The 16769-nt window shown below is 51.4% G+C and carries 18 protein-coding genes; 10 read left to right on the top strand and 8 right to left on the bottom strand.

Going from position 1 to position 16769, the window contains the following annotated elements:
- Positions 1-73: 73 nt before the first annotated feature.
- The 10 genes from mntR (at position 74) to ACOTX4_RS04170 (ending at position 10602) form a co-directional block, all read left to right on the top strand.
- Complete coding sequence (gene mntR / locus ACOTX4_RS04215; RefSeq protein WP_022650657.1) at positions 74-547, top strand: manganese-binding transcriptional regulator MntR; 474 nt, start codon at positions 74-76, stop codon at positions 545-547.
- A complete protein-coding gene (locus ACOTX4_RS04210; RefSeq protein WP_045331567.1) occupies positions 544-1653 on the top strand; it encodes an anion transporter in 1110 nt (369 codons plus the stop codon). The genes mntR and ACOTX4_RS04210 overlap by 4 nt, the downstream gene beginning before the upstream one ends.
- A gap of 101 nt (positions 1654-1754) precedes the next feature.
- Complete coding sequence (locus tag ACOTX4_RS04205) at positions 1755-2849, top strand: HlyD family secretion protein (RefSeq protein ID WP_015571057.1); 1095 nt, start codon at positions 1755-1757, stop codon at positions 2847-2849.
- Complete coding sequence (locus tag ACOTX4_RS04200) at positions 2846-4417, top strand: DHA2 family efflux MFS transporter permease subunit (protein WP_045331565.1); 1572 nt, start codon at positions 2846-2848, stop codon at positions 4415-4417. The genes ACOTX4_RS04205 and ACOTX4_RS04200 overlap by 4 nt, the downstream gene beginning before the upstream one ends.
- Positions 4417-5940 (top strand): efflux transporter outer membrane subunit, encoded by a 1524-nt coding sequence (locus tag ACOTX4_RS04195; RefSeq protein ID WP_045331563.1) that lies wholly within the window; start codon positions 4417-4419, stop codon positions 5938-5940. The genes ACOTX4_RS04200 and ACOTX4_RS04195 overlap by 1 nt, the downstream gene beginning before the upstream one ends.
- Positions 5941-6104: 164 nt before the next feature.
- The gene (locus ACOTX4_RS04190; RefSeq protein ID WP_071787975.1) at positions 6105-6473 is read left to right on the top strand and encodes an NlpC/P60 family protein; all 369 of its coding nucleotides are present in this window, start codon (positions 6105-6107) and stop codon (positions 6471-6473) included.
- The gene (locus ACOTX4_RS04185; RefSeq protein ID WP_306768321.1) at positions 6383-6970 is read left to right on the top strand and encodes a YbjP/YqhG family protein; all 588 of its coding nucleotides are present in this window, start codon (positions 6383-6385) and stop codon (positions 6968-6970) included. The genes ACOTX4_RS04190 and ACOTX4_RS04185 overlap by 91 nt, the downstream gene beginning before the upstream one ends.
- 150 nt (positions 6971-7120) lie before the next feature.
- The gene (locus ACOTX4_RS04180; RefSeq protein ID WP_048243652.1) at positions 7121-8497 is read left to right on the top strand and encodes a glycoside hydrolase family 1 protein; all 1377 of its coding nucleotides are present in this window, start codon (positions 7121-7123) and stop codon (positions 8495-8497) included.
- Positions 8498-8548: 51 nt separating this feature from the next.
- Positions 8549-9871: a PTS sugar transporter subunit IIC gene (locus ACOTX4_RS04175; protein ID WP_045343616.1), complete on the top strand. Its 1323-nt coding sequence runs from the start codon at positions 8549-8551 to the stop codon at positions 9869-9871.
- Between the two features lie 14 nt (positions 9872-9885).
- Complete coding sequence (locus tag ACOTX4_RS04170) at positions 9886-10602, top strand: GntR family transcriptional regulator (protein ID WP_048209054.1); 717 nt, start codon at positions 9886-9888, stop codon at positions 10600-10602.
- A 41-nt stretch (positions 10603-10643) separates the two neighbouring features.
- On the opposite strand, the gene ldtB is transcribed toward ACOTX4_RS04170, so the two are convergent.
- The 8 genes from ldtB to ACOTX4_RS04130 all read right to left on the bottom strand — a co-directional run bounded on the left by ldtB (position 10644) and on the right by ACOTX4_RS04130 (position 16762).
- Positions 10644-11564 carry a L,D-transpeptidase gene (gene ldtB / locus ACOTX4_RS04165; protein ID WP_003858435.1) on the bottom strand — a complete coding sequence of 307 codons (921 nt, stop codon included), beginning with the start codon at positions 11562-11564 and terminating at the stop codon, positions 10644-10646.
- Between the two features lie 308 nt (positions 11565-11872).
- Complete coding sequence (locus ACOTX4_RS04160) at positions 11873-14194, bottom strand: hypothetical protein (RefSeq protein WP_058670619.1); 2322 nt, start codon at positions 14192-14194, stop codon at positions 11873-11875.
- Positions 14187-14348 (bottom strand): hypothetical protein, encoded by a 162-nt coding sequence (locus ACOTX4_RS04155; protein WP_154590040.1) that lies wholly within the window; start codon positions 14346-14348, stop codon positions 14187-14189. Before ACOTX4_RS04155 ends, ACOTX4_RS04160 begins: the two co-directional genes overlap by 8 nt.
- A 227-nt stretch (positions 14349-14575) precedes the next feature.
- Positions 14576-14884 (bottom strand): phage tail assembly chaperone family protein, TAC, encoded by a 309-nt coding sequence (locus ACOTX4_RS04150; protein ID WP_045337883.1) that lies wholly within the window; start codon positions 14882-14884, stop codon positions 14576-14578.
- A gap of 69 nt (positions 14885-14953) precedes the next feature.
- Entirely contained in the window at positions 14954-15262 is a 309-nt protein-coding gene (locus ACOTX4_RS04145; RefSeq protein ID WP_045617264.1) for a hypothetical protein, read from the bottom strand.
- Between the two features lie 21 nt (positions 15263-15283).
- The gene (locus ACOTX4_RS04140) at positions 15284-15829 is read right to left on the bottom strand and encodes a hypothetical protein (protein WP_045617262.1); all 546 of its coding nucleotides are present in this window, start codon (positions 15827-15829) and stop codon (positions 15284-15286) included.
- 165 nt (positions 15830-15994) lie between these two features.
- Positions 15995-16492, bottom strand: coding sequence for an endonuclease domain-containing protein (locus ACOTX4_RS04135; protein WP_058670620.1), 498 nt, complete (start codon positions 16490-16492; stop codon positions 15995-15997).
- Positions 16493-16762 (bottom strand): hypothetical protein, encoded by a 270-nt coding sequence (locus tag ACOTX4_RS04130; protein ID WP_045337890.1) that lies wholly within the window; start codon positions 16760-16762, stop codon positions 16493-16495.
- Between the last annotated feature and the right edge of the window lie 7 nt (positions 16763-16769).

Below are 16769 nucleotides of genomic sequence, written 5' to 3'. Positions count from 1 at the left end.
TTGTAGAGCTATGGTTTACAATGTGCGCTCCGTTACAGGGCGCTGGAAGCGTCAACCCCATTGAGGAAGCACAATGAACCGTCGCGCAGGTAAGCCAACAACAAAAAAAACGACGCAACTGGTGAACGTTGAAGAGCATGTGGAAGGCTTCCGCCAGGTGCGCGAGGCGCATCGCCGGGAGCTGATTGATGATTATGTCGAACTGATCTCTGATCTGATTCGTGAGGTTGGAGAAGCGCGCCAGGTGGATATGGCCGCACGCCTTGGGGTGTCGCAGCCAACCGTTGCCAAAATGTTAAAACGTCTGGCGTCGGTCGGGCTGATCGAGATGATCCCCTGGCGCGGGGTGTTTCTCACCGCTGAAGGCGAAAAACTGGCGCAGGAGAGCCGCGAGCGCCATCAGATCGTCGAGAATTTTTTACTGGTACTGGGCGTCAGCCCGGAAATTGCCCGTCGGGATGCCGAAGGTATGGAACACCACGTCAGCGAAGAGACGCTGGTGAAGTTCCGCGAATTTACGCTCAAATACGGTCCCTCCGCTGAATGAACATCCCCGGCTTGCAGGCCCTGAAACGCGATCGCTTTTTCCATCTTTTACTTATCACTGGCGTTGGGCTCAGCGTCTTTGTGCCCTTCACGCCGCACACCTGGCCGGCGGCCATAGACTGGCGCACCATTATTACCCTGAGCGGTTTGATGATGCTCACCAAAGGCGTGGAGCTGAGCGGCTATTTTGACGTGCTGGGGCGCAAAATGGTGCGCCGCTTCGCCACCGAGCGCAAGCTGGCCCTGTTCATGGTCTTTTCGGCGGCGCTGCTGTCGACGTTTCTCACTAATGACGTGGCGTTGTTTATCGTGGTGCCGCTTACGCTCACGCTGCGTAAGCTGTGCGAAATACCGGTTACCCGTCTGATTATCTTTGAAGCGCTGGCCGTCAATGCGGGCTCGCTGCTCACGCCGATCGGTAACCCGCAGAACATTCTGCTGTGGGGACGCTCCGGCCTGTCGTTTACCGCATTTACCGGGCAGATGGCGCCGTTGGCGCTGGCGATCGTGGCGTCGCTGCTGGCGGTGGGCTGGTTTGCTTTCCCGAATAAATCGTTGCAGTACCACAGCGGTACAACCGGGCCCCAGTGGCAGCCGCGTCTCGTCTGGAGCTGCCTGGGGCTGTATATCGTTTTTCTTATCGCGCTGGAGTTAAACCAGGCGCTGGCTGGCGCGCTGCTGGTGGCGTGTGGCTTCCTGTTCCTCGCCCGGCGGGTGCTGGTGAGCGTTGACTGGACGCTGCTGCTGGTGTTTATGGCGATGTTTATTGACGTCCATCTGCTGATCCAGCTCCCGGTATTGCAGAACGTTCTCCATAGCGTTGGCGGTCTGTCGCAGCCGGGATTATGGCTGACGGCGATTGGTCTCTCGCAGGTGATCAGTAACGTGCCGTCCACCATTTTGCTGCTTAACTATGTTCCCCCTACGGTACTGCTGGCGTGGGCGGTCAACGTCGGCGGCTTTGGGCTGCTGCCCGGCTCGCTGGCTAACCTCATCGCCCTGCGGATGGCCAACGATCGCCGCATCTGGTGGCGCTTCCATGTATGGTCAATCCCGATGCTGCTCTGGTCAGCGGCGGTCGGTTTCGGACTATTCCTTCTCATATAGTGCGCAATTTGTCAGTTTTTCCTGGCAAATGTATAGCAACGTCCTAGCTTTAGTGAACGGCATAGTGTGATGCCGCTCACTGACAGGACCGTTGCTGAACTATGGCAGAAGATCAAAACCCACCTGCTGACGAGCAGGATCAAAACAATAACGAGCGCAAGCGCCCGGGCAAAAAACCGTTAATTATCCTTGGCATCGTGGTCATCGTGATGGTGATCGTGGCGCTGGTCTGGTGGTTTTTAACCCGTAACGAAGAGACCACCGACGACGCCTTCACCGACGGCGACGTTGTAACCATTGCCCCAAAAACGGCAGGCTACGTCACCGAACTTCGCGTGCGGGATAACCAGCGCGTGAAGAAAGGGGATGTGCTGGTGGTGATCGATCCGCGTGATACCACCGCCCAGCGCGATCAGGCCCAGGCCCAGCTTGGGCTGGCGGTTGCGCAGCTGCATCAGGCGCAGGCGCAGCTGGCGCTCTCGAAAGTGCAATATCCCGCCCAGCGCGATGAAGCCAAAGCCCAGGTACTGAAAGCCCAGGCGGATATGGCCAACGCGCAGGCGGAGTACCGCCGTCAGCGCGGCGTTGACCCGCGTGCGACCACACAACAAAGTATCGATGCCGCGAACGCTCAGCTGCGCAGTGCCCAGGCTGGCCTTGCCAGCGCGCAGGCGCAGCTGGAAGTGGCGGAGCAGGTACAGCTGCAAATTCGCCAGCAGGAGACCAACGTCGAAGCGCGCGAACGCCAGGTCGATCAGGCCAGAGCGCAGCTGGAAACCGCCAACCTGAATCTCTCTTATACCGAAGTCCGCGCCCCGTTCGACGGTTTTGTCACCAAACGCAACGTCCAGCCCGGTACGCTGGTGCAGGCAGGTACGGCGCTGTTCTCGCTGGTTTCCCCGAACGTGTGGGTGGTGGCGAACTTCAAGGAGTCGCAGCTTGAGCGCATGAAGCCGGGCGACAAAGTGACCGTGTCCGTCGATGCCTGGCCGGATATGGAGCTGGAAGGCCATATCGACAGCATCCAGCAGGGCAGCGGCTCGCGCTTCTCCGCCTTCCCGTCGGAAAACGCCACCGGTAACTTTGTGAAGATCGTTCAGCGCGTGCCGGTGAAAATCGTCATTGATAAAGGGCTGGATCCGAACAAGCCGCTGCCGCTGGGGCTGTCGGTTGAACCGAAGGTCACCGTGGAATGACGGATCACAGCCACGATAACTGGAAGCCCGCCAGTAACCCGTGGGCGGTGGCGATTGTGGTCACCCTGGCGGTGTTTATGGAAATTCTGGACACCACCATCGTCAACGTGGCGCTGCCCCACGTCGCGGGGTCGCTCTCGGCCAGCTATGACGAATCCACCTGGGTGCTCACCAGCTACCTGGTGGCGAACGGCATCGTGCTGCCGATTTCGGCCTTTCTCAGCCGCCTGTTTGGCCGCAAACAGTTCTTCCTGATCTGCATTGTGATGTTCACCATCTGCTCGTTCCTGTGCGGTATCGCCACCGAGCTATGGCAAATCATCCTGTTCCGCGTGATGCAGGGGTTCTTTGGCGGCGGGTTGCAGCCTACCCAGCAGTCGGTGCTACTCGACTACTTTAAGCCGGAGGACAGGGGCAAAGCCTTTGGCCTTTCATCCATTGCCATTATCGTCGCGCCGGTGCTCGGCCCCACGCTGGGGGGCTGGATCACCGATAACTACTCCTGGCGCTGGGTGTTCTTTATCAATATCCCGGTAGGGATTGTGACGGTGCTGGCCATCTATCAGCTGCTGGAAGATCCGCCGTGGGAGAAAAAGTCGGAAGAGAAGCTCACCGTCGACTGGACGGGGATCGGCCTGATCGCCCTCGGTCTTGGCTGTTTGCAGGTGATGCTCGACCGGGGCGAAGATGATGACTGGTTTTATTCGAACTTTATCCGCACCTTCGCAGTACTGACGCTGGTCGGTATTATCGGCGCGATCTACTGGCTGATGTATGCCAGAAAGCCGGTGGTGGATCTGCACTGTATGAAGGACCGCAACTTTGCGATCTCCAACCTGCTGATGGCGGGGATGGCGATGATCCTGTACGGCAGTTCGGTGGTAATTCCGCAGCTGGCGCAGCAGGATTTGGGCTATACCGCCACCTGGTCCGGGCTGGTGCTCTCGCCCGGCGCGGTGCTGATTGTGCTGACCATCCCGCTGGTGCTGAAGCTGATGCCGGTGGTGCAGACGCGCTGGATCATCGCCTTCGGCTTTACCTGCCTGGCGGTGTCGTTCTTCTGGTCCCGCACGCTGACGCCGGATATCGATTTCGAAACGCTGGTGCTATTCCGCAGCGCTCAGTCGATTGGACTGGGGTTCCTGTTTGTGCCCCTTACCACCATTGCTTTTATCTCGATCCCGAGGCGGCTTAACGCCGACGCGGCGGCGCTGTTTACCATGTTCCGCAACGTGGCCGGCTCGATTGGGATTTCGCTCTCGACGGCGGCGATCACCGAGCGCTCGCAGGCGCACAGCGCGCATCTGGCTTACCACGCTTCGCCGTTTAACGAGCAGTTCCAGCTGGCGATTCGCGAAAGCGCCCAGGCGATCCAGAACTTCACCACTCAGGTGGGCGATCCGACCGGCATTGCCACCGGACGGATGTACCAGACGATGATCGAGCAGTCGCGCTTTCTGGCCTACATTGACGTCTTCACCATTCTGAGCGCGGTGGCCTTATTACTGATTCCGTTTTGTTTATTGCTCTCGCCGGTTAAGAGCGAGGGGAGTGCAGGAGCACACTGATGATACACAGACGTTTACACCCCCTGATGATAATGATGCTGCTGGTGGGTTGCGCCGTCGGGCCGGACTACCAACAGCCTGCACCGCTCGCCACCACGCACTGGAACGATAAGGGCGACAGCGCGGTGAAATCGCAAACTTCCTCCGCCGCCACTAACCCGCGCTGGTGGAAAACCTTCGGCTCGCCGCAGCTCGACAGCCTGATTGAACGCGCCATCGCCGGAAATCTGACGCTACAGCAAACCGTATTACGCATTGCCGGGGCGCGCGAACAGATTAACCAGGACGGCGGGGCGTTTTTCCCGTCGGTGAATGGCAATGTGCAGGCGACGCGCCAGCAGCTTGGGCTGGAAGGGGAGCTAAAATCCCACGGTGTGTACGACCAGTTGAATAATGTCGATCCTGAACTGCGGGGCGCGTTAGGCCCGCTGACGCAGCCGATTAACCTCTATCAGGGCAGCTTCGACGCCCAGTGGGAAATCGACCTGTGGGGCAAGGTGCGCCGTCAGGTAGAAGCGGCCGAGGCGCAGCAGCGGGCAGCGATCGAGCAGCGTAACGATGCGCTGGTCTCGCTGGAAGCCGAAGTGGCGCGGGCGTGGCTACAGCTGCGTGGGGCGCAGAGCATCATTGCCACGCTTAATACGCAAATTGAAAGCGCACAGCAGACGCTGGATCTGACCGAAAGCCGCCAGCGGGGCGGGCTGTCGCCGCAGATGGACGTGGAGAACGCCCGGGCGCAGCTGGGCAATCTTGAAGCGCAGCTGCCGCAGTATCAGGCGCAGGAACGCCAGGCGATGAACGGGCTGGCGATCCTCCTTGGTAAGCCGCCGGGGGCGCTGGATGCCGAACTGCAATCCGTACAGCCGATGCCTGCCCTGCCGGATATTGTGCAGACCGGTATTCCGTCCACCCTCGCACGCCGTCGCCCGGACGTGCGCGAAGCGGAGGCGAATCTCCATGCCGCCACGGCGCAGATTGGCGTCTCGGTGGCAGAGCTGTTCCCGAGCTTTACCCTCTCCGGGCAGTTTGGCTTGCGCAACAGCGAATCCAACTGGCTAACCGACTGGAGCAGCCACTTCTACAGCTTTGGCCCGCAGGTTTCCATACCGATTTTCCAGGGCGGTCGGCTGGTCTCCAGCGTTAAGGTGGCGCGCGCGCAGCAGGGGGCGGCGGTGCTGGACTATCGTCAGACGGTGCTGACGGCGCTCGGCGACGTTGAAAACGCGCTGGTGAGCTATCGCACCGACCAGCAGCGTGAAGCGGGCCTGGCGAAAATCATTGATGCCCTGCAAAACGCCTTTGACCTGGCGAGCGACAGCTATCGTCAGGGGATCGCCAGCTTTATCGACGTGCTGGACGCCCAGCGGCAGCTGGCGCAGGCCGAGCAGCAGCGCGCGCAGGCGCAGGTGCAAAGCGCGCTCGATCTGGTGGCGCTCTACAAAGCCCTCGGCGGCGGCTGGGAGCCGTATCAGCAGGTGCGGCTGCCAGACTACAGCGTCTTTGGCGACGCCCCGCGCGGATAATCTTTTAACCGCGATGACTCTGGCCGGATCCGCGCAGCGAATCCGGCCTTTTTATTGGGCGCGAAATTAATATTTTGGCCGGACAAATTTAAGCATTATTTAACCAACATCAGGTTAATGACTGGCACAATAATTCCGTTCTTACTTACTTAAGGGAACTAAGAATGAGTTGGAATAAAGATGTTGCTATTTCACACCTCCGGTCACACGCTCTTGGTCGTTCGCATAACGAATGTGCGACTTTTACCAGAGAGGCTATAGCGGCAGGCGGCATTCGTCTGGAGAGAACGCTAAACGCAAAAGATTATGGGCCATCATTATTGCGGGCGGGATTTCGTGAAGTCCCGCCGGGTTCAACATTATTGAGCGGTGATGTCGCAGTGATCCAACCTTATCCGGGAGGAAACTCCAGTGGGCATATGACAATGTATGATGGGACACAATGGATCTCCGATTTCCGACAGCGCAGCATGTACCCTGGTCCAGGGTATCGCGCAGCTCAACCGACTTTCAAAATATACAGGATGAATTGATGCGAGCCGCAATAGTGTTAGGCGTATGCTTGCTCTCAGCTTGCTCAGTTAAGCCGGAACAGAGCGCGCCGACGCGAGTACATTCTTTTTACGCCACGTATCTGATGTCACTTACAAGTAGCGACAATGAATATTCGCCGTCTGATCTGCGCGTATATGTCTCTGCTGACACGATTAAGAGACTGGATGATATAGAGTCGATACCCGAACAAGACCTGCTTGGATCTGATTACTTCGCTTATGCGCAGGACTATGATCCCGCCTGGGTGTCGGCGTTAAATGTCGGGCCAGCCAAATCGTTTATGGGAGGTGAGGTTATGCCAGTCTGGATCGGGAGAGAAAACGGCGGAAAAGTAGAGTTGCAGGTATTCGTTCGTCGTGAGGCTGGCGCATGGAAGATATACAGGGTTCGTGATGTCACCGACAACTATGAGCATCCCATATTCAATGCCGGAGCAATTGCCCAGGCAAAAGTTGCAGCCGAAAGCGGGCTTTAAACGTTAAACAGGAACTTAGCCTCGGCAACTGCCGGGGCTTTTTATTTCCATCAACCTCACAAAAAACGATCCACACCTTTGATCGACATTTCATCTTCGCCTATATGCCTAGTCATGAAATTTAAATGACTAGGCATAAAGGGAGCAACCATGAACAAATCACTGCCAGCCAACTTTTTATGGGGCAACTCGGTATCCAGCATGCAGACGGAAGGGGCCTGGAATGAGGGCGGGAAGGGGATGTCGGTGTATGACATTCGGGAAGCCGGTGAAAACATCTCTGACTGGAAAGTGGCGACCGACTCCTACCACCGCTACCGGGAAGATTTCGACCTGATGCAGGATCTGGGCATGAACTGCTACCGCTTCCAGATCTCCTGGAGCCGCATCTGCCCGCAGGGTGACGGCGAGTTCAACGACGAGGGCATCGCCTTTTACGACCGCTTTATTGACGATTTGCTCGCCCGCGGTATCGAGCCGATGGTCTGTCTCTACCACTTCGATATGCCGCTGGCGCTGGCGCAGGAGTACAACGGCTTCAACGATCGCCGCGTGGTGGACGCCTTTATCCGCTACGGCAAAAAGATGATCGACTGCTTCGCTGACCGGGTGAAGTACTGGCTGACCTTCAACGAGCAGAACATTTTCCATATGCCGGAAGCTTTTCGCATTTCCGGTTACATGAAAGGTGAGCAAACCCTGCGTGAGCTGTATGAGCTTCAGCACCATGCGATGGTGGCGCACATGACTCTGACCGAATACCTGCACCAGACTAAGCCGGGCAAGCTGATGGGCGGCATGCTGGCGCACCAGCTGATTTATCCGGCCACCTGCAAACCGCGCGATATCTTCTGCGCCCAGCAGTACGACGAATTCCTCAACCAGAACCTGCTGCGCGTCTTCGCGGGCCAGGGCTACAGCCCGGCGGTAATGGCGGTGGTGGAGCAGGAGGGCTTCGGCGATATCTACCGCGCAGACGATCTCGCGCTGTTTGCGCGCACGAAGAACGACTTTATGGCCTTCAGCTACTACGCCAGCAAAACGCTGGACAGCGATGCCATCCCGGAAGGCACGCCGGTTAACTATTACCTGCTGCACGGCGAGAAAAACAATCCGTACCTGAAGGCCACCGAGTGGAACTGGCAGATCGATCCGCTGGGCTTTCGCACCATCATCACCCGCTACGCCAACGACTGGCGGATGCCGGTATTCCCGATTGAGAACGGTATTGGGGTGATTGAGTCCTGGGATGGCGTGAATCCGATTGAGGATACCTACCGCATCGACTACCACCGGGCGCACATCGAGGCGATGAAAGCGGCAATATTCGAGGATGGGGCAGAGGTGATGGGCTATCTCGGCTGGGGGTTGATTGACATTCTCAGCTCGCAGGGTGACATGCGCAAGCGCTACGGCGTGGTCTACGTCAACCGTGAAAATCACGACCTGAAAGACCTGAAGCGCGTGCCGAAGAAGAGCTACGCGTGGTTAAAACAGGTTATCCATACCAACGGACGCGAGATGTAAGCCGTACGCTGCCGGGCCGTTTTTGTGACTGATTAATGGGAACACTCCGCTATGTCTGAAACAAAAATAACACCGCACATGCAGTCTTTTGTCGATAAATTTGTAGAGTTCTCGGCGCGCCTGGCAAACCAGGTGCATCTTCGCTCCCTTCGCGATGCCTTCGCCACGGTAATGCCGATTTTCATCCTTGCCGGTCTGGCGGTGCTGGTGAATAACGTGGTGTTCCCGTGGATTTTTGCGGGCGACACGCTTACGCAGTTTAAGGTGTGGGGCGAGGCGATTATCAACGGCACGCTGAACATCGCCGCGCTGCTGCTGGCCCCGATGATCGCCTGGTCGCTGGCGCGCAACAAAGATTTCGACAATCCGGTCTCGGCAGTGGTTATCGCCGTCAGCAGTTTCATTATCATGATGCCGATGCGCTTACAGATTACTCCCGTCGGCAGCGACGCCACGGTGAACGTCACCCAGGTTCTGACGTTCACCAATATTGGCTCCACCGGGATTTTCGCCGGGGTGCTGATTGGGCTGCTCTCAACCGAGCTGTTTATCGCCATTTCACGGCTGAAGGCGCTGCACATTTCGCTCGGGGAGAACGTACCGCCAGCGGTGAGTAAATCCTTTACCGCGCTGATCCCGACGATCCTCACGCTCTCCCTGTTTGCGGTGCTGGCGGCCATACTGGCGAACGTGCTGCACACGGATCTGATCCATCTCATTACGACATTTATTCAGCAGCCGCTGCGGCTGATCAACACCAGTCTGCCCGGGACGATTTTCATCTACAGCTTCGGTAACTTCCTGTTCACGCTCGGTATTCATCAGTCGGTGGTCAACAGCGTGGTGCTGGAGCCGTTCCTGCTGATCAATACCAACGAGAACATGCTGGCCTTCGCCAACGGCCAGCCGATCCCGCACATCATCAACAACATCTTTGTGCCGACCTTTGGCATGGTGGGCGGGACGGGCAGCACAATCTCATTGCTGATCGCTATCTTCATCTTCTCAAGACAGAAATCAGCGAAGCAGGTGGCGCGTCTGTCGCTGGCGCCGGGTCTGTTTAACATCAACGAGCCGGTGATTTTCGGCCTGCCGATAGTCTTTAACCTGCCGCTTATGATCCCGTTTGTGCTGCTGCCTGCTATCGGGATTTACTTTGCGTGGCTCTGTACCACGCTGGGGTTCATGTCGCGCTGCGTGGTGATGATCCCGTGGACGACCCCGCCGATCCTCAGCGCCTGGCTGGCGACGGCGGGGGACTGGCGGGCGGTGGTGGTGCAGTTGGCAATCATCGTATTTGGTGTATTCTTCTACCTGCCTTTCCTCAAAGTTGCCGAGCGAGTGGCTTTAAAAAACAGCGGGACAGAACACTAATTTAAGGAAGGACGATGGCGGCGAAGTACATCACCATAGCGCGGGAAATTAAAAAACGCATCATCAGCCAGCAGTACGCCGCCAATGAACCGCTGCCGGACCAGTTCGCGCTGGCGGCGGAGTTCAGCACCAGCCGGATGACCATTCAGCAGGCGATGCGCCAGCTGATTGTTGAAGGGCTGGTCTATACCCGACAGGGGCAGGGCACGTTCATCCGCAAAAATTTCCTCCAGCTTTCCCAGTGGGATCTCTCCGGCAGCGACTACTTCGGGGCGACCAAAACCTGGGAACATTTAGGCACGGTGACGAGCCAGGTTGTGCACTTCGAACTGCGTTTCCCGAACGAGAAAGAGCAGGCATCGCTGATGATAAATCCGGATACGCCGATCTATGACTTTATCCGTCTGCGTTTACTGAACGGTGAGCCGATGTCTCTGGACGCCACGGTAATGCCGCTCAATCTGGTCCCCGGTCTGAACAAAACCCATCTTGAAAGTTCGGTATTCCGGTATGTGCAGGAGACGCTGGGGCTGAAGATCATGGGATCGTATCGTGTGGTGCGGGCGCTGAAGCCCAGTGCGCTGGATATGCAGCACCTTGTCTGCGAGCCAACCGACCCGGTGCTGGAGGTAGAGCAGGTGATCTATCTGGAAGATGGTACGCCGCTGGAGTACGCCCATTGTCACTATCGCTATGACCATGGCGGCATCGTTATCGTGAATAACGGATAAAAAAAAGCGGACTTCAAGGTCCGCTTTTTTAATTATCACGATTAGTTTAAACGCACCGGCATACCGGAACGGTTCTGAATCGCCTGGTCAACGATGGTCGTGTCAACATCCGCCTGAGAGGTGACGGACTGCACCGCGCTGGTCAGCTTAATCGGTACGATTTCGTTGTTGTTGATCTGATCTTCGCTGGTGGACAGCGGGTTATGCACTTCAATGTAACGGCTGCCGTCCGGCTCTGACGTCGCTTTCACCGGTTCGTTAATGAACTGCACGCGCGTACCAACCGGCACGTTATCGAACAGGAATTTGATGTCTTCATTACGCAGACGCACGCAGCCGTGGCTTACGCGCAGGCCGATACCGAAGTTGGCGTTTGTACCGTGGATGGCATACAGACGACCAATGTACAGCGCGTACAGACCCATCGGGTTATCCGGGCCGGCAGGCACAACGGCTGGCAGCGGTTCACCGGCAGCAATGTACTCAGCGTGCATTTTGGCGGTCGGCGTCCAGGTTGGGCCCGCTTTCTTACGCTCCACTTTGGTGGTCCAGTTCAGCGGGGTGTCTTTACCCAACTGACCGATACCGATAGGCAGAACGATCACGGTGTTGGTGCCTTTCGGGTAGTAATACAGACGCATTTCGGCGCTGTTAATTACGATACCTTCGTGCACGGTATCCGGCAGGATCAGCTGCTGTGGAATGTTGAGTACGGTACCCGCTTTCGGCAGATACGGGTCAACGCCCGGGTTCGCTTCCAGCATGTTAGACAGGCCGAGCTGATACTGCGCCGCGAAGTATTCCAGCGGCTGAGTGTTACCTTCCGGCACCGTCACCACCTGGTTTTCACCCACCAGACGACTTCCGTCTGTCGGCAGGGGATACGTCACCGCAGACGCGGTCTTACAAAAACCTACTACGGCTAACGCCGCCGCAAAAAGCGTTGTTAATTTCATGTTCATGTTATGCGAGGTATCTAAGCCATTCTGGCGATGAGTTGATAAGTCTGAATCGGTAATGGGAGCGCATTATATGTGCATTCCCGTTAACTGGGAATTCAGATGTGTACGAAATCACATTTTTTTCGATTTTGTTAAAGTTTAGTGGATTACTGCAACACGGGATCTCAATTCGGAATTGTGGCATAATGCCGCGTTTATCACACTTTTCGCAGGAATCTCTCCGTGTTAGTTACCAGCAACGTCACTATGCAGTTTCATAGCGACAAAATCAAGACCATAAAAAGGGAGCGAAAGCTCCCTTTGATGTATCACAGTTTGCGTCTGTTCTGGTCTTGAACAATAGACGAAATTGTTTTTTGCTGTTTCTTCAATTGTTCAGCGAACCATTTCTGATCGGTAACGTTGCCATTGATATGAATACTAGCGTCAATTGTCTGTTGACCTCCCGTATCCTTGTTATTATCCAAGAAATCTTTTAGATCACCGTTGGTTCTCTGATCCACAACACGCTCACCACCATCAAGCAGCCATGTTCCTTCGCGAGGAACTTCACTCAGACCATCGTGAGCCATACCTGTTAATCCAACAGATTTCATCTGCATGACTTGTCCGATAACTTGAGCATAAGACGAAGCAGCCAGAGCGTAACCAAGAGGTCCTGGATACTTAGCCATTGCAGTAGTCGCAGACTCATAAGCGTTTAACATACCGGTTGCAATAGACGTTCCTTTAGCTACTGCGAATGCAGCTTGAGCAGCTTTACTATTTTCACCAGCGATGCCACTGATAACACCTGACATACCTTGTGCGAATCCATCATACATCTGCATTTTGGTTTGAATTTCTGCCAGAGCGATAGCTTTTGATTTAACTGAATAAGCCTTATCAAGAGTTTCTTTCTGTTTCAAAAATTCTTCATGACTGATTAATCCTGCATCGTACATCTGTTGGTTCTGTTCTTTGTAACGTGCAATCTGTTCTTCCAATTGCTGTTCTCTTAGAGCCATCATCTGTTCATCAGTCGCAAAACCTAAAGCGTCAAGATTCTTGGTATTAACTGAGTTTGCATCGATATCCTGAATTACAGACATTTTCGATTGATGATCCTGTTCAATCGCTTCTAACTGACTGTTATATTCTTGAGTGCTTACAAGACCCTGTTTCTGTTTTGCATAAAGCTGTTCTAACTGCATCTGATATGCTTGTTCAACGCCTTGCGCAATTTCACCTATATCATCAGGATTCATAGTCAACTGGTCTTTAAATTCTTTAGAAGAATTTGCCATTAGTTGATTACGTCTTGCTGTTGCTTGTTCAAGAGAGATAATTCCCTTAGATTGAAGCTTATCGATATTCGCAAGCGTCTGTTGCATCTGATTCATCTGTGAAGCAACACCACGAGCGCCCTGTGAGATAATAGCAATATCAGTTTGTGTCATAGTCTGGAGATAACTAGCACGCTCGGACATCATCTTATCGTATGCAGCCTTAGCTTTTGCTGCGGCTTGTTCTTGTTCTCTTGCAGCTTTATCGGCAGCGGTCTTAGCATCCTCAGCAGCTTTTTTATCTTGCTTTTCTTTTAAGTCTTTAAGATTTTTTGTCTGTTGTTCGGCATCATCAACAGCTTTCTTAATATCTTTGTTTAATCCGTCAGCTTGAGCTTTTAATTGTGCAAGTTGAGCTTTTGCGGAAGTTGAATATCGAGGATCATCTTGAGGAATTCCATCAACATAACGGTTAAATTTAGCAAGAGGAGTATCACCATCATACCAGAAATGTTTCAGAGCATCCCAAATATCAGCTTCGGTCCAATCTCTGTTTGCAATTTCCCAAAGTTCGTTAAGTTCACTAACAAGAGGTGTAACACCTTCAACAATTAAAGTATCAACATTGCTAGAAAGTGTTTTAACATTTCTATCGAATTCGGCATATTTCTCGGCCATTTCGGATGTGATACCAGCGCCTTGACTGTTAATAGCATTCAGAGCTTCTTGTGATGAACCGTATTGTTCTAATGTTGTGATAAGATGTGAAGCATCCGACGCCATAGTTTCCATAACGTTTGTTATTTCAGCTTTGGATTTTCCTGCTTGTTGCATCTTATAGTAAACATCGATAACAGCTTTAATACCGCCTTCAGCATCACTTGAATATTTTGCTAATGTTTCAAGACCGATTCCCCATTCTTTCAGATCGTCAGCAACACCACCGCCTGCATTTCGAAGAGAATCGCCAATATGGTCAAGTGCATCTTTGTTAATATCTCCAAACTTCTCAACTTCCATTCCTGTTGCTTTAAATTCTTTTTGAAGTTTTTGAAGCATCTCAATAGAAACACCAGTGTTTGTGCTGATTTCATTAAGAGTGTTAACAGTTGATGAGGCTTTATTAATTGCAGCAAGACCAGCGCCAGCAGCAAGTCCGGCAAGTCCTAGTCCTCTCAGAGCAGGCGACATCGTGTTAATCGTGTTCAATCCGCCTCTGAGATTATTCAAGGGTCCTGTAAGATTACTGAACAGACCGTTTGCTACGGAATCCAGTTTGTTCAGTTCGTCCATTGATTTATTAACCGCTGTTGATAGACCCTTATTATCAGCGTTAATCGTTACGTCATATCTTGAATTAGCCATTTTGTTTTGTTCTCTTTTTCGCCTTCGCGATTAATTTCGGATCATACATCGATAATATTTTTTCTCGATTGGCTTCTTCGGCTTCTTTACGTTCTTGTTCGATTTCTTCGTTAGACTTGAAAACTTTTTCTTTAATCATATAGAAATCTTTCATGTTCAGTTTCTTTCTGCCGTCCGAAGTAAGATTCGGATTATTAGCAAAAATTGTGTGAGTCAGACGAGCTTGATAAAAATCATTCAGAATAGGACTCTGAGGCTCAATATACGTATCGAAAAACCAAAGTTCATAGAATTCTCGTAAAGACAAATCTTTAATTTCTTGAGGAGATAATCCCCTGCGAAGAATTGCTCTTAACTGAAATGTCTTATACGGATTCTGCCTTATTTCTTTTCTGTTTCTTCTGCGGTCAGTTGAGTAAAGCTAACCTTTGAAATCAGAGCGGTCAGAGCAAAACGAACGTTTGTATAAAGACTCTGAACTTGTTTGATATCTGTGAAAACTGGTTCACCTGATTCATTTTCAATGCAGCGTAGAATCATCTGATCATCTTTATCAGATTCTTTTTCATTTGATGCGAAATACATACCGTATTCGAGAACAGACATAGGACGAGCATAGAATTTAAAACCTTTCAGTTCTACGTGTTCACGCTTTGCAGTTAAAGCGCCAAGCATATTTTCAATATTCATTTGTATACCTTTAGAATTAGTGAGTGTTAACGTTATTTATAAACCAAAAAAGGACCCCTTGCGGAGTCCTTAGATGAATTGAAAAGCATAGCCTAACATACGATGTCCTTTGTGCATAAATTCGAAGTTCATGAAACATTGGGCTGTATCTTCTAAGAATGGTCCTTGAATGCTGACTTTCTGCTTTTCTTTGAAGTGATGAACTGGCTTAATTTTGCGAGTTGATAGAATGAAAACTTGATTTTCATTCAGAAGTTTCTTTTTAAAACGTTTCTCTTTGATATCTTCAACGTTGTACGGCACAGTCATAGATTCAGTGTGTTTTCCGTTGATAAAAATGCTCTTGAGTTCTTCAACGCTGTAATAATCGAATTCCATTGTTTTCTCCTTTTCTTATATTTAGCGTTTCAGTTTCGCAACACGTAGAACGTTTTTGTGAATATCATCAGAGATTTTTGTCCATGAACCAATAGTTTTCTTACGGGTTTGATGACGCTTAAAGATAGCGATAACACGTTTATTCTGTTGTTTAACATTCGTTTTGATAAGAATCGTTCTTGTTTTACCATCTTTGTTCTGTTTAACAGATTCGAGATTTCGACGAGTCTTTAATCCGGGAATGTTACCGAATTGGTTTTTCGAACCTCTAACACCAGTTGGAACATACTTATTGAATGCTTTGTTATCGTCGATAAGCTGACCTAGATATTCAGCTTGAGTATCTTTGATAAAAATTCTGTTTTCTGTGCCTGTTTTGGTGACTTTGAATTTAAATCCGACAGCGTTCTTGGTGAAGTTAACAGCACCTTCAACATCTCTATTAATCTTTCGCTGTAACTCGACCGAAGCGAGCTTAGACGCTTTAGTTACTCGTTTTGAGAACTGATCAGATTCTTTAATTTTCCATTTGTCGAGGTCTTTTTTAACTCCACCAAGTTTTGCCATTAGTTTGTTCCTATGAGTAATAATGAGCCTATTGTTCTGGCGTGTTCCTCTGTGATAAGCACCATTTTCGGAGCTTGAATATCAAAAGTCACGAGAATTGGAACCAGAACAGTGTTGTAAGTCAGAGTAAGAAGAAATAAAATTATCAAATACTCTTTTGGCTTATTAGCGAGCTTTTTCATTACCTGTAGAAACTTTTCGAATTTCGTCGGTTTCATAGGTCGCCTTTATATGTTTGTTATAGAGAATTTCGAGTTCTTTCTTTTGTTTCTTTTCTGTGTTGTAACCTCTCAGTGTTTGCTTCATCTCAGTAAGCGATTTTCTTCTAAATTGCTTCTTCAAATCTGTTATTAACTGTGGATGTGTAGGATTCATGCTGTAATCTTTTTCGAGATACAGAACAAGATTTTTCAAGAACGTAAGGTAATCAATTTTTCCATCAAGACCAGAGCGTTTAAATTGATGTTTGATTCGTCCTTCAAGAACGTTTGCTTGAGCGATTAATAAACCTCTGCAACGTCCTGCGTTAGGACCTTCAAGTATATGGTCGTGGTCAAGATGGGCTTTATTGACGTCCTCGATCTTTAATTGCGATAAAGGACAAACTCCTTTCTGCTTCTTGAAAAGTTCTTGTTTATATTTTGGTATATCTTTGCGTTTCACTTATCGATCCGCTTTCATCTCACGAATTTTATCTTCAAGCTTTCTCATTTCTGATTTACTCTCCTTCAAATCACTTTTCAAATCTTTGACGAAGCTATTAACAAAGTCGCGTTTAACTTCATTAATAGAAATGTCACGTTCAATTCTAGAAATTCGGTTCTCAAGTATGATGTTTTGTTGTGTCTTGGTCTGAAATTCCTTCCAGACCCATCCTACAAGAGCACCTACAGCAGTCAAAAGAGCGATAACGGTTGCAATATCAATAACCATTTTCAAT

The sequence above is a fragment of the Enterobacter cloacae complex sp. IR5459 genome, from assembly GCF_049238005.1.
GTDB classification, from domain to species: domain Bacteria; phylum Pseudomonadota; class Gammaproteobacteria; order Enterobacterales; family Enterobacteriaceae; genus Enterobacter; species Enterobacter hormaechei_C.
The sequence above is the reverse complement of the archived record's forward strand: the minus strand, read 5'-3'. Positions and strand labels throughout refer to the sequence as shown.

Bases quoted from the DNA above. Each gene is read 5' to 3' on its own strand.
- mntR (WP_022650657.1), top strand. From the start codon at position 74: ATGAACCGTCGCGCAGGTAAGCCAACAACAAAAAAAACGACGCAACTG.
- ACOTX4_RS04210 (WP_045331567.1), top strand. From the start codon at position 544: ATGAACATCCCCGGCTTGCAGGCCCTGAAACGCGATCGCTTTTTCCAT.
- ACOTX4_RS04205 (WP_015571057.1), top strand. From the start codon at position 1,755: ATGGCAGAAGATCAAAACCCACCTGCTGACGAGCAGGATCAAAACAAT.
- ACOTX4_RS04200 (WP_045331565.1), top strand. From the start codon at position 2,846: ATGACGGATCACAGCCACGATAACTGGAAGCCCGCCAGTAACCCGTGG.
- ACOTX4_RS04195 (WP_045331563.1), top strand. From the start codon at position 4,417: ATGATACACAGACGTTTACACCCCCTGATGATAATGATGCTGCTGGTG.
- ACOTX4_RS04190 (WP_071787975.1), top strand. From the start codon at position 6,105: ATGAGTTGGAATAAAGATGTTGCTATTTCACACCTCCGGTCACACGCT.
- ACOTX4_RS04185 (WP_306768321.1), top strand. From the start codon at position 6,383: ATGGATCTCCGATTTCCGACAGCGCAGCATGTACCCTGGTCCAGGGTA.
- ACOTX4_RS04180 (WP_048243652.1), top strand. From the start codon at position 7,121: ATGAACAAATCACTGCCAGCCAACTTTTTATGGGGCAACTCGGTATCC.
- ACOTX4_RS04175 (WP_045343616.1), top strand. From the start codon at position 8,549: ATGTCTGAAACAAAAATAACACCGCACATGCAGTCTTTTGTCGATAAA.
- ACOTX4_RS04170 (WP_048209054.1), top strand. From the start codon at position 9,886: ATGGCGGCGAAGTACATCACCATAGCGCGGGAAATTAAAAAACGCATC.
- ldtB (WP_003858435.1), bottom strand. From the start codon at position 11,564: ATGAACATGAAATTAACAACGCTTTTTGCGGCGGCGTTAGCCGTAGTA.
- ACOTX4_RS04160 (WP_058670619.1), bottom strand. From the start codon at position 14,194: ATGGCTAATTCAAGATATGACGTAACGATTAACGCTGATAATAAGGGT.
- ACOTX4_RS04155 (WP_154590040.1), bottom strand. From the start codon at position 14,348: ATGAAAGATTTCTATATGATTAAAGAAAAAGTTTTCAAGTCTAACGAA.
- ACOTX4_RS04150 (WP_045337883.1), bottom strand. From the start codon at position 14,884: ATGAATATTGAAAATATGCTTGGCGCTTTAACTGCAAAGCGTGAACAC.
- ACOTX4_RS04145 (WP_045617264.1), bottom strand. From the start codon at position 15,262: ATGGAATTCGATTATTACAGCGTTGAAGAACTCAAGAGCATTTTTATC.
- ACOTX4_RS04140 (WP_045617262.1), bottom strand. From the start codon at position 15,829: ATGGCAAAACTTGGTGGAGTTAAAAAAGACCTCGACAAATGGAAAATT.
- ACOTX4_RS04130 (WP_045337890.1), bottom strand. From the start codon at position 16,762: ATGGTTATTGATATTGCAACCGTTATCGCTCTTTTGACTGCTGTAGGT.